Below are 15,601 nucleotides of genomic sequence, written 5' to 3'. Positions count from 1 at the left end.
TTCAATCCCTTTTCCTTTCCACGCTACCAATGTACCATGGGTAAAACCAAACGAACGGACAAGTGACGGACACCCGCCGGACAGCTATCGGACAGCGTAAACTCACTTCAGTCGCAAAAAAAGCCGGCTATCAGCCGACCCCGTGTTTTGACGTATGCGGTTCTTCTTGGTATACCTCCAGCTTTAGGGCCGCCGCTAAGAGGCGGATGGCGCTGGCTTTGATGCGGCGGTACGTTCGGTCACTGATGCCCATTTCGCCGCAGCTGATGAAATCGTATTCGGCTTTCTGATCCAAATAACTCCGCCGGATGACCTCTCGCTGCTCTTCCGACAGCCTCTCCATGGCGAGGTCCAGCAGTTCCGATTTGCGAATCAGCTCCGCTTCCTTATCCACGTTCCCGATCGCTAGTCGTTCCGTCGGTTGGCTGACAACGTGGGTTGCGCCATGCAACCGGGGTTCATATCCAGCAGTGATGAACGCTTCCTTGCGAATCCATCCGACCTGCCGGTACCGCCTGACTTCCTCCAGCCGCTTCTCCACCGCAGCCCGGGTTGCCGCTTCGTCCACCGGCAATGAATCGAATAAAGCATGATACACATGAATGCGTCTTCTCCCCATCTGATGTCCCTCCTATAGTTTATTGCCATTTTGGCAATTTAGTTGTATTCCTTTCGCCCTATCCGCTTGCTTGTCCATGCATGAATCAGCGTGAATCAGCCTGGAGCCTCGTTTAACCCTATTATAACCTCCTCTTTTTTACCAATTTGGTAACTGTAACCTGATTATAAGTTGCCATTTCGGTAATGTCAAGCCACATTATTACCAATTTGACAATATAAAATGTTTCCATTCAACTCACCGGCACTTTACCAATTTGGCAACTTGTGCTACACTAAATGAAACGGCAAGGAAGAGGAGTAACCATGCAAACGCTAGGCGATCGGATCAAATATCTTCGTGAACAACGTCAGCTCACGCAAAAGGACCTGGCCTCCCAAGCGGACATTTCGGTCGTGCAATTGTCCCGGTACGAGACGAACGACCGCAAGCCGGATCCGGAGGTGCTGCGCAATATCGTCGACGCTCTGGATACCAGCGCCGATTACTTGCTGGGCCGGACGCCCGACCCGTCACCTGCAGCGGAAAAAGGCATGAGCTTGTCCTTTTTCGGCGGTCCCGAAGCGTATACGGCGGATGAAATCGCCATGATGGAGGCCGCTTTGAAAGCGTACCGGGAGCAGAAAAAGAAGCTGCTGAACGGGGACGAAGCGAAGTAGGTCCATTCAGATCGAAGTTTAACTAACTTATATAAAACCAGTAACGACGGCCCTGCTCCTGAAGGGCCCTTATTTCGGACTACGAACCGAACATACATTCTGATTCGGGGTGATTTGGATGTTATATGCCTATTATCATGAGACCCATCTGGAACAATGGATGAACGCCAAATATCTGAACCATGGGATATCGGCTCCGGCCGATCTCGATATCGAGCGAATCGCCGAAGCCTTCGGCATCGGGCTGGTTTACGGGAATCACCCTTCCTTTTCGGATAACGAGGAGAACGTGATTTTTCTGAACAAAGGGTTGGAGACGGTTCAGGCCCGGGTCGTCTTCTTTCATGAGTTATGCCATGTGCTGCGCCATGCCGGGGATCAGCGCCGGATGACGGAGCTGTTCATGCATGCCCAGGAGACCGAAGCCGAACAGTTCGTGCTCTACGCCGCCATCCCCTTTTATATGTTCGCCAAGCTGCCGGTGCCGGATCATCGCAGCGAGGCGGTGGCTTATATCGCCGAGCAATTCCATGTTCCGCCGGAGCTGGCGGAGCAGCGGCTGGATCAAATCCAGCGGCGGGTGCTGCACGGCAGCCTGATCGCGGCGGCCCAGGAAGCAACCCGCCGCCAGCGCGAAGCGGAGAAGGGCTGGTCGCCGGAGACCCGGCGCATGTTGTCCCAGCTGGAGCGGCAAATCGGCGGACAGGGAGGGCGGTGACGATGCGGATCGCGGCGTATTGCGATTTTTACACGGATTCCACCCGACCGTTGCAACTGATTGTCGATGCCCGGCCGGGTGAAATGGATTGGTCGAAGACGCTCTACATCCCGGTTTCCGGCCCGTTTGAGCCGTTCGCTGCCGAAGACTTCGGCGATTTGCCGGGCGTATCCGTCCTGCTGGAAGACCTCGTACGGCCCAAAGAACCGCCGGAGTTTTCCGGCGGCTCGCAGCTCGGCCTAGCGCTTTCCGTTCCATCCCTGCGGGTTCTCGGCATTCGTCTCCCGCAAATCGCCGCCCGCTGCGGCGATTTGGACGAAATCCAGCGCCTGGTGGTGCAGATGGACGATGTGGAGGAAGTCCTAGGTTATGAGTGAGGTTTAACCGGACGATCGTATTCCACCACCGGCCACTTTTGCTTCCGCAGCGCATCCATTAGCAGGGGGCCGACGTGCAAATTGTCCTGAACCAGCTCGCGCGGCGTCAGCGCCATCCATTGATTCAGCGACACATCGGCGAACCGGTCGCTGCGGAACATTTCCAAGAACCAGATGCTGCGGTCGCCGGTATTTTGAACATAGTGGCCGTAAGCGAACGGGACATACCCCACATCCCCCGCCCGGACGTTGAACGTGCGGGCGACGCCGCCTCCGGCGAACACCGTCATGCGTCCTTTGCCCGACAAATAATACTGCCATTCGTCGTTGTTCGGGTGCCAATGCATTTCCCGCATAGCGCCGGGTTTGATTTCCACGAGGGCAGCCGCAATCGTCTTGGCGATGGGAAAGTTCGATGAATCCGCGATGCGCACGGTTCCGCCCGGCGTCCGGATCGGTTGCTGGGCCAGCAGGCTATGCTTGAAACTGACGGGAATCTCCCCGTAAGGCGAAGTGACCTTCTGGCTGGCGATCGGCCCCGGAACGCGGTCCTGGTAGATGTATACCTGCTTTCCAGGGATATGGTCAAACGCTTTGCGCGGCACGCCAAAGTTCGCCGACAGCACCTCCTTGGGCGTGTGGGCGAACCAGTCTGAAATCGACAGGGTATTCAAATCGGAGAAATGCCCGTCATCGAACACAAGCAGAAACTCGCAGCCTTCCTCCAGCCCTTGGATCGAATGGGGAATCCCCGGCGGAAAATACCACAAATCCCCGACGCCTACATCGGCGATGAAGTTCCTCCCGTCCTGGTCCACTGCGGTGATCCGGGCTTTTCCCGAGATCATGAACGACCATTCCGCCTGCTGATGCCAATGCAGCTCCCGCACGCCTCCCGGCGTCAGGCGCATATTCACCCCTGCCAGCGTCGTGGCGATCGGCAGCTCCCGAATCGTGATTTCCCGCGACCAACCCCCTTGGTTCAACTGCATATGCGTATCCGAAAAAGAAAATTTCAGATTCGGAATCAGTCCGTTATCGGTCACCGGAGGAACCAGCATATCGGGATTTTCGCGATCCCGCATCACGTCCCGAGGTCCTGTATCGGTCGCGCCGCTGCCGTCATCCCTTATCGGTTCGGGCACGGCGAATGCCTCGGCAGCATGATTTTCCGGCTGCCTTGAAGCGGATGGATCCAAACGATCCGTCATCGACAATCACTCCTTATCCTGGACATGCCAATGTTAATTTTTTCCATTTTATAATCATACAGTGATCCTATTCCCTCAATCCCAGAAATATGTGCTGGTAAAGCCTTTCGTTTTCCAATAAAATCCGACGATTTCGGAGAAAATAACTTCAAGAGCTTGATAGTTGTCCAAGCTTCTGTATAATTAAAGTTAGTAAGTTTAGTCAACAAACTAACTAGGTAAAGGGGAATCCTCGTGGAAAAACCTGTACGTCCGAATGAACCGCTCGTTACGCACATTTTTACGGCTGATCCATCCGCCCATGTGTATGACGGCAAAATTTATATTTATCCATCCCATGACCTCGATCACAACGGTCCCGACAATGATAACGGCGACCAATACGCGATGGAAGATTACCACGTCCTCTCGCTGGACGATTTCAACTCTCCTTGCGTCGATCACGGCGAAGCTCTGCATCTGCGGGATATCCCTTGGGCGAGCCAACAACTGTGGGCTCCGGATGCGGCATACAAGAACAATACGTATTACCTCTATTTCCCTGCTCGGGACAAAGAAGGCATTTTCCGCATCGGCGTAGCGACCAGCTCCTCACCTGCAGGTCCTTTCACGCCGCAAGAAAACTACATTCCCGGCAGCTTCAGTATCGATCCGGCCGTACTCGTCGATGACGACAACCGCGCTTATATGTATTTCGGCGGACTTTGGGGCGGCCAACTAGAGAAATGGCAAACCGGAACCTTCAAACCGGACGCCGAAGGACCGGCACTGGATGCGCCGGCACTGGGGCCGCAGTTCGCCGAATTAACCGACGACATGCTCAGCTTCAAATCGGCGCCGCAGGAGATTTCCATCGTTGACGAAGACGGAAATCCGCTGTTGGCCGGGGACGAAGACCGGCGGTATTTCGAAGGACCTTGGGTGCATAAATACAATGGCTACTACTACCTGTCCTACTCGACCGGTACTACCCACACGCTGGTCTATGCAATCAGCAAGAATCCGCAAGGGCCTTATGTCTTTAAAGGCAAAATCCTGACGCCGGTCATCGGTTGGACCACGCACCATTCCATCGTGCAATTCCAGGACAAATGGTACCTGTTCTATCATGACAGCTCTTTGTCCGGCGGCGTGAACCACAAGCGCAGCGTGAAATACACCGAGCTGCATTACAACCCGGACGGCACGATCCAAACGATCGATCCGTATAAATAAGCAAAGCAAGGGAGCACCTCCCGGCTGCATTAAGCCGGAGGTGCTCCCCTTTTTTTATCTGCTCAGCTCTTCTCCGCCCTCCGCTCTCGGCTTCGCCGCATGTTCCGTCGACGCCTCGGCGATATCGTGGAAAGCCCAGTGGGTCTGCGGTACGTCGCGCCAAACCGGGAGCTCATCGCTGCTTCCGAACAACGGCCCCCGGCCCAGCGCACGGTTGATCACGGTCACTGCCTCGGCCCGTGTGATGAAAGCCGCCGGTCGGAACTTGCCGTCGGCATAGCCGCTAACGATCCCTGCCGCTTGGGCGGACCGGATCGCCTCCTCCGCCCAATGGCCGGCGGTGTCGGAGAAGCCGGTGCCCTGCCCCGCGGCCGACTTCATAAACTTCACGGCGATGGCCGTGATTTCCGCCCGCGTGACCGGTTGTTCCGGCTTGAATCTGCCATCGGCATAGCCTTGCATCAAGCCCATGCGGGAGGCTTTGGCGATCGCCTCGGCAGCCCAATAACCTGCCGGAACATCGCTGAAGCCTAACGCCTCTGCCGTCTCCTTCAGGTCTGCGGCCTTGGACAGCATGGCGGCCATCTCCGCACGGGTGATGCGGTTCTCCGGTTTGAACAGCCCACCCGGATAGCCGCTGATATAGGCTTTATGCGTTGACGACAACGCTTCGGCCGTTTTCACCAGGGCGAAGGTGCTGAAATGGTCTACCTTGAATTTCAACCCTTTGCCGTTCCCCAAAGGAACAACTTCCCCGGTCCGAAACTCCGTCGTCCCGTCGGAGTGTTCGATGTACACCCCCAGTTTGGACGGGTCCGCATCGTTCAGCGCCGAGCCCGTCAGCGGCAGAATGAGCTCAACCTCATGGTCCTGCAGGTTCGTTTCGATTTGAACCGGACGGCCGATGACGGTCACCTCTTGACTCCCTGTGGCCGCAAGTACCACCTCGGTTTTATTGGCGCGTCCTTCGACTTCCTTGCTTTGGTCAGCCGCTTTCACGGGATGGATCGTCACGGTCAGATCGCCGGTCGAACCCTGTAAGGAGGATACCGGAATCGTGATCTCTCCGCTTGCCGTTTGGAGCTTCAGTTCCAGATCGCGTTCCGTCATCAACTGGATAACGTCGTGGGCGAGCGATAACTTGACGGAGGTCACTTCATCCTTGGCGTCCGGAATCGTAAGGTTCAGCGAAGCGGCGTCTTCGGCCGCCAGCTTGTCGACGGCAGCGCGAAGCTGGGCATCGGCCTTCAGTTTGACTTCATCCCGCTTCGTTCCGTCGGTTAACGTCGTCCGAACGATGTCCAACGGGATCCGATTTGCCGGATCGCGGACGATTTCCGTTCCCGCCAGACTAGGCGGCGCCGAAGGGCCGAACGGTCCGGATGGGGACGACGGCGGGTTGGACGGATTCGTTGGCGTGGTTGGCGTCGTCGAGCCGGGGGCAACGTGGAAGATCAACTGATCCGCCAGCATCAGCTCGCCGGATTTTTTTACCACTTTGACCGTATGCTGACCGGCCGGCAGGTTGGAGATGCCGAACAACGGCTGCTGGGCACTGCGGGACTCGGCATAGGCGTTTACGGTCGCTTTCAGCTGTCCGTCGATATAAACCTCCATTTCCCCTTGGGCCGGACCTTTAGGCATATGCAAATCAATGCCCGTTCCTTTAAACGTATACTCGAAGGAATCCCCATTCGCCTCTGTCGCATGCACGTCATCGTAAAAATCGCCTTTGATGCGGAACGTTAGCTTCAAGCTTCCCGATGCCTGTGCGGCAAGGTATTCCTTCTTGATCGTCACGATGTTCCCCGTTACGGTGTAGTCCGTGCCCTCGACCAACGGCACTTGGCCGTTCCGAATGCTCCCGAGATTCCCGATGCCGACGAGCACTTCGACTTCGATGTCGTCCTGGGCGGACGGATTCTTATCGAATGTCGCTTCGGTAAGGTTGATCAGGTCGGGAATTTGCACCTTGAGCGCGTCCAGCAGCATGAAGCGACCCGATTTCTTCACCAGCTTGAGCGTATGCAGACTATCGGACAACCCGGAAACACTGTAGACCGCTTGCATCGGTTGTCTGGCATCGGCGTGGGTATCCACGGTACCCGCGAATGCGCCGTCCAGATAAACGTCGACTTCTCCCTGGGAAGGGTCGATTTCCGTGATGTATTGGATTCCGGTACCCTTGAAGGTGTATTCCAGGAAATCGCCGTTCGTCTCGGCATAATGCACGTCATCCTGGTAATCGCCGAAGTTGCGCCCCGTGCTGCGGTTCCAGGACCCGGTATATCGAATGCCTGGATCGTTGTTGTTGATCATGAGGAAACGGCCGGACGTATTTACGATATCGATCGCGAGCGTTTGAGGCAGCCCGGCGCTGAACTGGAACGTCAGCTCCGTTGCGCCGGTTGGCTGCGCGGCCAAGTACGACGCATGGATGCGGACCGTATCCCCTTCGATCGAAAAATCCGTCCCTTCGGCCAAGGCTTCCGCCCCGTTGGCGATGCTGAACAGCGTATTGCCGTTTAAGGTCATCGTGGTCGTGACATCGGCTTGCGCGGAGGCTTTTTGATCAAACTCCGCCGTCTTCGGATGGATCGTGCTGTTCACGATCGCCGGTCCGGTGATGTCCACCGTAAACGTCTGCGTGTCGCCGCCGGCAAACCCAAACGTCAAGGCAAGCGGGCCGGGCGGCTGCTGGGCCAAATACTCTTTCTTGATCGTGACGTTGTCACCGGAGACCGTATAATCCGTGTTACGCACCAGTTCCGTTGAACCGTTCGCAATACGGGTCAATGTATCTCCTCCCAGCGGCAGCGAAACGGGAACGTCTTGCGGGTTTATCGTTTCAAAGCCGCCCGTCGTTGCCCCAAGCAAGCTGTCCGCGTAAACCTTGAACCCGTCGACGATCAGGTAGCTCCCGCCCTTCATCACGCCGGAGACCGTATGCTCGCCGAACGGCAGGTTCCGTACGCTGTAAATCGGGATCTGTCCCTGTTGAATCGGGGCATTGGCGCTTACCGTTTCTTTAAGTTCGCCATCCAGATAGATGTCGATGTCACCGCCAGATTCTGCCGTTTCGGTCAGAAAATCTACGCCCGTACCTTTAAACGCAAGTTCAAAGCGTACCTCGCCTTTTTCCCCGTAATGAACGTCGCCTAAATAATCATTCCAGTCGGGATTTCTTCCCGAGCTGTATCCCCAGCTGCCGCCGCTTCCGTACGTATCGTACGTCACCGACGGGTGGTTGTCGTTGAAGATCACCCAATGCTCGCCCGCCTCTGCGGCGGTCGAATCAGACGCTGCCTGATCCGAGGTTTCCCCTATAGTGTCTTCATTGCCCGCAGCTACGTCATTTACTACCTCGTTCCCTGGCGCGGCCGCGCTCGAATCGACGATCGTCACATTCAGGTCCTGCGCGTCCTGCACCAGCTCTTTACCGCCGTTGCGCGTCCAGGTTCCGGTGTATTTCACGCCGGTATCGTCATCATTGACTTTGGATGTCCCGTTCTTCGCCGTTACTTTAAACAAGCGCGAAGCATGCGGCTCCAAATCAATGTCGTCCAGGCCGGCCGCAAACTGGCCGAGCTCCGTATGGCTCCACAAATCGCGGACGGAAGCCGCGCCGTCCAGCCCGATGTCGCTCCATTTGACGTCCATCGCAGCGCCTTTGTTGCCGAGGTTGAACAAGGCAACGGTATACGTTCCGTCCCCGTTATTGGCATACCACACCTGCTGATTGGTAGCCATCGATACGGGATGTGCCGGGCGTCCGGCTTGGTTGACGGCGATGACCTCATCGTTGGTCAACAGCTCAAGGCCATAGCTGTCCAGGTTGGTTAAATCATCGCCGGTATAGAATTGCGCGCTGGCGATCGCCCACAATGTCGTCGCCGTCTGCCGCTCGTCCCGGGTCAAGCCGGACGTTTGCCCGTTGCCGACATTCAGGGAGTCGAAATCGTTCCAGCCGCCGGGCCCGGCGTCACGCCACCATAAAGCGGCATCCGGAAACAGCCGGGCGATGTTCGCCCACTGCGTCATGCCGATATTGCGGTCATAAGCCTCCACGTCCCAATTGACGCGCCAGCCGTTGGCGTATTTTTTCCAAAAGTCCACGTAGTTATGGTCCAGCGCCCAGGACAGCTCCAGCCAGATCCCGTGCTTGGACAGCGCGGTGGACCAGGCCTTCACGTCATCGCGGGCGTCGATCGACAGGTCGTTATGGCCGGACCCCGGGGTCACGCTGTCGAACTTCACGAAGTCGATGCCCCAGGAGGCGATCAGATCGGCGATCGAATGAATGTATTCCTGCGCCCCCGGCTTGGAGAAATCGATCTTGTAATCGATGTCCCAATAGTCCGCTTGCCGGAGCGGCTGGGCGGCGATGTCTTGCATATGGTATTCCGTTCCGTAAATCGGCAGGTTAAGCCGGTAAGCTTCCTTGGACAAACCCGGTATCAGGTAGATCCCGACCTTCTGCCCGTTGTTATGAATATAATCCACCAAATTCTCAAAACCGTTCGGATATAACGTTTCGCTCGGAAGCGGCCGGCCGTATTCGTCCATGCTGCCGTTCCAGCCGGCGTCGATATTGATGTATTCGTATCCGTGGGCTTGCAGCTTCTCGTGCATGGCATCGGAGATCATTTTCAGCTTCGCTTCCGAGGTCCAGTTCCCCTCCGGCCCGTCGTACACCTGCAGGCTGTAGCTGCTCCAGCCCATGTAAGGCTTCATCGCGAGGCCGTTATCGGCGGCATGAGCCACCTTGCTATCCGGCCCAAGATAAGCAGAGGGCACTAGCGTAATGGCTGCCGCTAACAAGCAAGTCATCGTCTTTTGCAACAAACGGATCATCAATTCATCTCCTTTGGTAGAATAGGTGTCCCTGTTCGTGGTCCAGTGAAATTCGCTGCTCTCCCCCCTATCTGCGCCAGGCCTGCATTTTTGGCAACGCTTTCAAAACGATCGGTTGAATCATCTCCAGATCCCCCCTGACCATCCCCCGCGTGAAAACACCCTTGGTATTCCCACATTTGGTTCGCGTTTCCTTCGCGATGAGTATAGAAAATTGCCGAAGGTCCCGCCTAGGTACACTTCGTCGTTTGGCGTACATTTCCGCCTGTTTTGGAGAGATAATCCAGCGAATCCAGCCAACCATTTTTTCGTGCAAGGGACAATTCTCCGTGATAAGAAGATTTTCCGCCATATGCGTGCAGGAGGAGGGATATGCGCTTGACTTGGAGTATACTCTAAGCGGTAATGTTGATGCTGCGGCCTTCGATCCCGCGGGAAAGGAGTTTTTCATGGACCAAAACGAGCAACGAACCTACACCATCTCCGAGGTTGTGGAGCAAACCGGTCTTACCGCCGATACGCTGCGTTTCTACGAGAAAATCGATCTCCTCGGCTCCCCCGAACGGGGCGGCGGCCGCCAGCGAATGTACACCAGCGTGGATATCGGCAAAATCCGGTTTGTCTCGCACCTTAAACGAACCCATATGCCGTTGAAAAAGATCCGCGAATACATCCGCCGTTACAACGAGCAGGACGAAACGGGGTGTTACGATTTGCTGGACGAGCATCGGCAGTCCATAGAACGGCAGATCGATGAATTAAAGGAGACGCTTCAGATCATCGGTTTCAAGCTGGAGCATTTTCAAGAAATCAAAGACGGAAAATAAGAGGAGGAGATCCGAGTGAACTTAACTGGCAACATGGAACGCACGCCGCAGCGGCCGCTCCCATCGGGATACGGCCCCCGTACGACGGCGGAGGAGATCATTCAAGGCATGGATTTGCGAGGGAAGGTCGCGATCGTCACGGGAGGATATTCCGGCCTTGGCCTGGAAACGGCGCGGGTACTGGCAAACGCCGGCGCTAAGGTCGTCATCCCGGCTCGGACGCCGGACAAAGCCCGTAAAGCCGTCGCCTCCATTCCCGGAGCAGAACTGGAGCAGCTCGACTTGACCGACCCGGAATCCATAGACGGCTTCGCCCGCCGATTTGTGGAAACGGGACGTCCCCTGCACATCTTGATCCACAGCGCCGGAATTATGGCAACGCCGGAGCAACGTGACGGTCGAGGATACGAGCTGCAGTTCTCCACCAATCATTTGGGCCACTTTCAACTCGCCGCCCGGTTATGGCCCGCTTTGAAACGGGCCAACGGTGCGCGGGTCGTCTCCGTTTCCTCCGGCGGGCATCGATTGGGCAACGTAAACTTCGAGGATCCGAATTATCGGCATCGCCCCTACGACAAGTGGGAAGCCTATGGGCAATCCAAAACGGCGAATGCCCTATTCGCGCTGGAGCTGGATCAACGAGGACGTACTCACGGCTTACGCGCATTCTCGGTTCATCCGGGATCGATCGTCACGGAACTGTCCCGGCATCTCACCGACGAGGAAATGAATGCCATGGGTGCTCTTGATGCCGAAGGCCGCCGGGCCTATACTGATTATTCGGATGAACGCAAGTCGGTGCCGGAGGGAGCGGCGACCCAGGTGTGGTGCGCGGTTAGTTCGCAGCTTGATGGCAAGGGAGGCGTGTACTGCCAGAATGTAGACATTGCGCCGCTTATCCCCGAGGAGAAGATCGGGAATATCCCCATGACCGGTGTGGCACCCTGGGCCGTTGATGAGTCCTCCGCCCGCCGGTTGTGGTCGTTAAGCGAAGCGTTGACGGGCGTTAACTTCGTTCTTGAATAAAAGGTAATCTATGTCTCTATATCCAATTTAAAGTATATCCGGGTTATCCAGCGTAAACACTATTTCCAAATTCGACATTTGGAGGTAATCAAGTGGATATACAAGCCGGCACGAACAATGAATCGAGCGAAGCGGAACAAACGCTAACGGACCGCCAGGGGCATCCCATCACGGACAATCAGAATGTCCGAACCGTTGGCAGCCGGGGACCGACGACCTTGGAGAACTACCATTTTCTCGAGAAAATCTCCCACTTCGACCGCGAGCGCATCCCGGAACGCGTCGTACACGCACGGGGGTCCGGGGCCCATGGTTATTTCGAAGCTTACGGCAAGGTCGGCGACGAGCCGGTGTCCAAGTATACCCGGGCCAAGCTATTCCAGGAGACCGGGAAACGGACGCCGGTATTCGTTCGCTTCTCTACGGTGATTGGCGGCGGTGAATCCCCGGAAACGCTACGAGACCCCCGCGGATTTGCAGTGAAATTTTACGCGGAAGACGGCAACTGGGATTTGGTCGGGAACAACCTGAAGATCTTTTTTATTCGGGATCCGTTGAAATTCCCCGATATGGTGCATTCCTTCAAGCCCGATCCGGTCAGCAAGCTGCCTGACCCGGAGCGAATGTTCGACTTCCTTTCCCGAACGCCGGAATCCACCCACATGGTGACGTTCCTGTTCTCGCCTTGGGGGATCCCGGCGAACTACCGCCAGATGCAGGGCTCGGGCGTCAACACGTACAAATGGGTGAACCGCGACGGAGAAGCCGTGCTGGTTAAGTACCACTGGGAGCCGTTGAAGCAAGGCATCAAGAACCTGCTGCAGCAGGAAGCTGACGAAATCCAGAAGACCAATTACAACCATGCTACGCAGGATTTGTACCAAGCGATTGAGCGGGGAGATTATCCGGAGTGGGAGCTTTGCGTGCAGATCATGAGTGATGGCGAGCATCCGGAGCTGGACTATGATCCGTTGGATCCGACGAAATTGTGGGATCCCGAGCAGTTTCCTTTTCTGCCGGTAGGCAAAATGGTACTGAACCGAAATCCCGAAAACTATTTTGCCGAGGTGGAACAAGCCGCTTTCGGGACCGGGGTGCTGGTGGACGGGCTGGATTTCTCCGACGACAAGCTGCTGCAAGGAAGAACGTTTTCTTACTCGGACACGCAGCGCTACCGGGTCGGCACCAACTATTTGCAACTGCCGATCAACGCACCGAAAACAAAGGTAGCTACCAATCAGCGCGGCGGGCAGATGGAATATCAGGTCGATCTGAACCCCGGCACGAATCCGCACGTCGATTACGAACCTTCCACGCTGAACGGGCTTAAGGAGGCGGCCAAACCAGGCAAAGATCACGAGCCGCAGTACGATGCCAAGCTGGTCCGGCAGAAGATTGAGCGTACCAACGATTTCGCCCAGGCCGGCCGGACGTTCCGGGCTTTTGACGAGGTGGAACAAAATGAGCTCATTTCGAATCTGGTGAATAACTTGAAAATCTGCAGTCCGTTCATTCAGGAGACGTGGATCGGCCACTTCACGCAAGCCGACGCTGAATATGGCAGAAGGGTCAAGGAAGGATTAGAAGCCGCCAAGCGGGTCACGTCCTCCGCCCCCGAACATACCAGCACTGCTGACGCGGACGAAGCGCTGGACAAAGCTCAGAAGATGGGGCATCCGTCCGACCGATATTAATAGAGAAGCCGGCGATTGCAGCAGCAATCACCGGCTTTGTTCTTTCATTTACTCGCCGCGGCCCAGCAAATCCATCCGCAGCGGCGTAAACGCATCGAGCAGCTTGCTCGGCTTCAACGCCCGGCAGCCATGCACCGCACGGCTTGGGATCACCAGCGTTTCGCCCGCCGACAAGAGCGTTGTGAAGCCATCCACCGTAAATTCCAGCTGTCCTTCCAGACAATAGGTCAACTGCTCCTGTTCGTGGCTGTGTACGGCCCCTTCGGCCCCGGCTTCAAAATGCACCTCCATCATCATCAGCGATTCGCCGGGCTGAAATATTCTCCGCGTCACCCCCGGTTCTGCCGCTTCCCATCGGTTGTGCTCACTCATCGGATCGCCTCCCTTTCCTGGCTTCATCATAACGGCTTAACGTTTCCGGCACTACCCCGTTTTCCTTGCTCCTAAAAAAATCACAAAAAGACCTAAAATTGAAGGGATTACCAAATCTCCCTTTCTCTTTTAAACTATAAACCCGTAAGCCCTTACAATCCGCAAAAGGAGGCAGGTGCATGAAGAAAGCCCTCAAGCGGCTGGCGCTGGCGATCGACTCGCTGTTCGAGCACTTCGCGCTGATCGCGATCGCTTCCATGGCGATCATCGTGGCGGTTCAGGTCATAACCCGGAAGCTGTTCAATTTCGTGTTCTTCTGGTCCGAAGAGGTCACGCTGCTCCTGATGGTGTGGTTCTCGTTCATGGGTATCGCCATCGGCTTCCGCGAGAAGCTGCACTTGGCCATGGACAGCTTCACCAAATTGTTCCCGAAACGGTTCAATCAAGTGCTGGATAAGCTCATTTCGGTTTGCATCTTTGCCTTTGGCCTGTATCTCGTCATTAACGGCTGGCAATTTACCGTGTTGATGAGCGAATCCACCTTGCCGGCGACCAAGCTCCCCAACGGGGTCCTATATTTGGTGATGCCGATTACCGGGGTCATGATCTGCGTCTACACGTTCTTGCAGCTGATCGGCATCGAGACGATCCGGCACGACAACATCGATGAGGAGGTACCGAAGCCATGACGGATTTGACCGCCGTCCTGATCCTGGGCGTGTCCTTCGTCGTCTTGCTGCTGCTCCGCTTTCCCATTTCCATTACGCTGGCCGGGTCAACCTTGATCACCCTGATTTATCTCGGCTTGCCCTGGGTCGTCGTCGGACAGCGCATGATCCAGGGGATTAACTCTTTTCCCTTGCTGGCGATTCCCTTCTTCATCCTGGCCGGCCAAATCATGAGCGCGGGCGGAATGGCGGTTCGCCTGGTGAACCTCGCGCAGCTGTTCGTCGGTGCGGTCCGCGGCGGTCTGGCGCTGGTCAACTGCGTGGCCTGCATGTTCTTCGGGAATATCTCCGGGTCCGCCGCCGCAGACGTCTCCTCGATCGGCTCGGTGCTGATTCCGGCGATGAAGAAAAACAAATACGATGCCGATTACGCCGTCGCGGTCACGACGTCGGCCTCCATTCAAGGCGTGATTTTTCCGCCCAGCCATAACCTGGTCCTCTTTTCGGTGGCCGCCGGAGGCGTCTCCGTCTCCAGCCTGTTTCTCGGCGGGATCGTGCCCGGCCTGCTGCTGATGTTCACGCTCATGATCATCTCCTACGTCATCGCTGTCAAGCGGAACTACCCGAAGGGCGAGCCGGTGACCTGGTCCCAGGTGCCGAAAATCATCCGCGACGGCTTCCTCTCCCTGATGACGGGCGTGATCATTCTAGGCGGCATCGCCAGCGGTTGGTTTACGGCGACGGAAGCCGGGGCGATCGCTTGCGTTTACGCTTTTGTCCTCACCTTCTTCGTCTACCGGGATGTCCCTCTTCGTCAGGTCGGCCTCGTGTTTAAACGAACGTTCCGCACGGTGGCGATGGTGCTGTTCCTGATCGCCGCAAGCGACGCCTTCGGCTGGATCCTGGCTTACCTGCAAGTCCCCTCTTTGCTGACCGATCTGTTTCTTGGCATCTCGGATAACCCTTATCTCATTTTGTTCATGATGAACCTGCTTCTGCTCCTGATTGGCTTTCCGATGGATATGGCCCCCATGATCCTGATCATGACCCCGATCCTGCTGCCCGTGGCGACGACGCTGGGGATCGATCCGGTCCACTTTGGGATCATCATGATACTGAACTGCGGGATCGGCCTCATCACCCCGCCGGTCGGAACCGTCTTGTTCATCGGCTGCGCCTTGGGTAAGGTCCCGGTCAGCCAAGCGACCAAAGCGTCCTGGCCCTTCTTCTTCGCGATGTGCGTTGCCCTACTGCTGGTTACCTACATTCCGCAGCTGTCGTTATGGTTGCCCCACATGGTTAGCGGAGCTCCTTAACCCGGGGTGAATCTCGCTTTTTTGCATGAAATTGATAGATCGAGC

At 56.3% G+C, this 15,601-nt stretch carries 12 protein-coding genes and 1 pseudogene; 9 read left to right on the top strand and 4 right to left on the bottom strand.

Annotated features, from left to right (window positions below):
• Window positions 1-130 precede the first annotated feature (130 nt).
• On the bottom strand, window positions 131-619 hold the full coding sequence (locus M0651_RS12465; RefSeq protein WP_248552069.1) for an ArpU family phage packaging/lysis transcriptional regulator: 489 nt from the start codon (window positions 617-619) through the stop codon (window positions 131-133).
• 305 nt (window positions 620-924) lie between these two features.
• Here M0651_RS12465 and M0651_RS12460 point away from each other — a divergent pair, with 305 nt between their 5' ends.
• The 3 genes from M0651_RS12460 (at window position 925) to M0651_RS12450 (ending at window position 2,373) form a co-directional block, all read left to right on the top strand.
• Window positions 925-1,278, top strand: coding sequence for a helix-turn-helix domain-containing protein (locus M0651_RS12460; RefSeq protein WP_059044468.1), 354 nt, complete (start codon window positions 925-927; stop codon window positions 1,276-1,278).
• A 118-nt stretch (window positions 1,279-1,396) separates the two neighbouring features.
• Window positions 1,397-1,996 carry an ImmA/IrrE family metallo-endopeptidase gene (locus tag M0651_RS12455; protein ID WP_248552068.1) on the top strand — a complete coding sequence of 200 codons (600 nt, stop codon included), beginning with the start codon at window positions 1,397-1,399 and terminating at the stop codon, window positions 1,994-1,996.
• A 2-nt stretch (window positions 1,997-1,998) separates the two neighbouring features.
• Window positions 1,999-2,373, top strand: coding sequence for a hypothetical protein (locus M0651_RS12450; protein ID WP_248552067.1), 375 nt, complete (start codon window positions 1,999-2,001; stop codon window positions 2,371-2,373).
• Here M0651_RS12450 and M0651_RS12445 read toward each other — a convergent pair.
• On the bottom strand, window positions 2,364-3,584 hold the full coding sequence (locus M0651_RS12445; protein WP_248552066.1) for an oxalate decarboxylase family bicupin: 1,221 nt from the start codon (window positions 3,582-3,584) through the stop codon (window positions 2,364-2,366). The genes M0651_RS12450 and M0651_RS12445 overlap by 10 nt on opposite strands.
• A 234-nt stretch (window positions 3,585-3,818) precedes the next feature.
• Here M0651_RS12445 and M0651_RS12440 point away from each other — a divergent pair, with 234 nt between their 5' ends.
• A complete protein-coding gene (locus M0651_RS12440; protein WP_248552065.1) occupies window positions 3,819-4,799 on the top strand; it encodes a glycoside hydrolase family 43 protein in 981 nt (326 codons plus the stop codon).
• Window positions 4,800-4,853: 54 nt separating this feature from the next.
• Here the strand turns inward: M0651_RS12440 and M0651_RS12435 are convergent, their stop codons facing one another.
• Window positions 4,854-9,653, bottom strand: coding sequence for a X2-like carbohydrate binding domain-containing protein (locus M0651_RS12435; protein WP_248552064.1), 4,800 nt, complete (start codon window positions 9,651-9,653; stop codon window positions 4,854-4,856).
• 449 nt (window positions 9,654-10,102) lie between these two features.
• On the opposite strand from M0651_RS12435, the gene M0651_RS12430 reads away from it, so the two are divergent.
• From M0651_RS12430 to M0651_RS12420, 3 genes and pseudogenes are all read left to right on the top strand, one after another.
• Window positions 10,103-10,480 (top strand): MerR family transcriptional regulator, encoded by a 378-nt coding sequence (locus M0651_RS12430; protein ID WP_248552063.1) that lies wholly within the window; start codon window positions 10,103-10,105, stop codon window positions 10,478-10,480.
• 33 nt (window positions 10,481-10,513) lie between these two features.
• Window positions 10,514-11,506 carry an oxidoreductase gene (locus M0651_RS12425; RefSeq protein WP_282577892.1) on the top strand — a complete coding sequence of 331 codons (993 nt, stop codon included), beginning with the start codon at window positions 10,514-10,516 and terminating at the stop codon, window positions 11,504-11,506.
• A gap of 125 nt (window positions 11,507-11,631) precedes the next feature.
• Window positions 11,632-13,200 (top strand): annotated as a pseudogene (locus M0651_RS12420) (catalase); the annotation flags it as partial.
• 48 nt (window positions 13,201-13,248) lie between these two features.
• Here the strand turns inward: M0651_RS12420 and M0651_RS12415 are convergent.
• A complete protein-coding gene (locus tag M0651_RS12415) occupies window positions 13,249-13,572 on the bottom strand; it encodes a cupin domain-containing protein (RefSeq protein ID WP_248552061.1) in 324 nt (107 codons plus the stop codon).
• 179 nt (window positions 13,573-13,751) lie between these two features.
• Between M0651_RS12415 and M0651_RS12410 the strand changes: the two genes are divergently transcribed.
• Both M0651_RS12410 and M0651_RS12405 read left to right on the top strand, forming a co-directional pair.
• Complete coding sequence (locus M0651_RS12410; protein WP_248552060.1) at window positions 13,752-14,261, top strand: TRAP transporter small permease; 510 nt, start codon at window positions 13,752-13,754, stop codon at window positions 14,259-14,261.
• Window positions 14,258-15,556: a TRAP transporter large permease gene (locus tag M0651_RS12405; protein WP_248552059.1), complete on the top strand. Its 1,299-nt coding sequence runs from the start codon at window positions 14,258-14,260 to the stop codon at window positions 15,554-15,556. Before M0651_RS12410 ends, M0651_RS12405 begins: the two co-directional genes overlap by 4 nt.
• The last annotated feature ends 45 nt before the right edge of the window (window positions 15,557-15,601 follow it).

Origin of the sequence: Paenibacillus mellifer (assembly GCF_023195895.1) — a bacterium.
Taxonomy (GTDB): domain Bacteria; phylum Bacillota; class Bacilli; order Paenibacillales; family Paenibacillaceae; genus Fontibacillus; species Fontibacillus mellifer.
The sequence above is the reverse complement of the archived record's forward strand: the minus strand, read 5'-3'. Positions and strand labels throughout refer to the sequence as shown.

What these genes read in the sequence shown, in the direction of transcription:
- M0651_RS12465 (WP_248552069.1), bottom strand. Translation starts at nt 619, where the DNA reads ATGGGGAGAAGACGCATTCATGTGTATCATGCTTTATTCGATTCATTG.
- M0651_RS12460 (WP_059044468.1), top strand. Translation starts at nt 925, where the DNA reads ATGCAAACGCTAGGCGATCGGATCAAATATCTTCGTGAACAACGTCAG.
- M0651_RS12455 (WP_248552068.1), top strand. Translation starts at nt 1,397, where the DNA reads ATGTTATATGCCTATTATCATGAGACCCATCTGGAACAATGGATGAAC.
- M0651_RS12450 (WP_248552067.1), top strand. Translation starts at nt 1,999, where the DNA reads ATGCGGATCGCGGCGTATTGCGATTTTTACACGGATTCCACCCGACCG.
- M0651_RS12445 (WP_248552066.1), bottom strand. Translation starts at nt 3,584, where the DNA reads ATGACGGATCGTTTGGATCCATCCGCTTCAAGGCAGCCGGAAAATCAT.
- M0651_RS12435 (WP_248552064.1), bottom strand. Translation starts at nt 9,653, where the DNA reads ATGATCCGTTTGTTGCAAAAGACGATGACTTGCTTGTTAGCGGCAGCC.
- M0651_RS12430 (WP_248552063.1), top strand. Translation starts at nt 10,103, where the DNA reads ATGGACCAAAACGAGCAACGAACCTACACCATCTCCGAGGTTGTGGAG.
- M0651_RS12425 (WP_282577892.1), top strand. Translation starts at nt 10,514, where the DNA reads ATGGAACGCACGCCGCAGCGGCCGCTCCCATCGGGATACGGCCCCCGT.
- M0651_RS12415 (WP_248552061.1), bottom strand. Translation starts at nt 13,572, where the DNA reads ATGAGTGAGCACAACCGATGGGAAGCGGCAGAACCGGGGGTGACGCGG.
- M0651_RS12410 (WP_248552060.1), top strand. Translation starts at nt 13,752, where the DNA reads ATGAAGAAAGCCCTCAAGCGGCTGGCGCTGGCGATCGACTCGCTGTTC.
- M0651_RS12405 (WP_248552059.1), top strand. Translation starts at nt 14,258, where the DNA reads ATGACGGATTTGACCGCCGTCCTGATCCTGGGCGTGTCCTTCGTCGTC.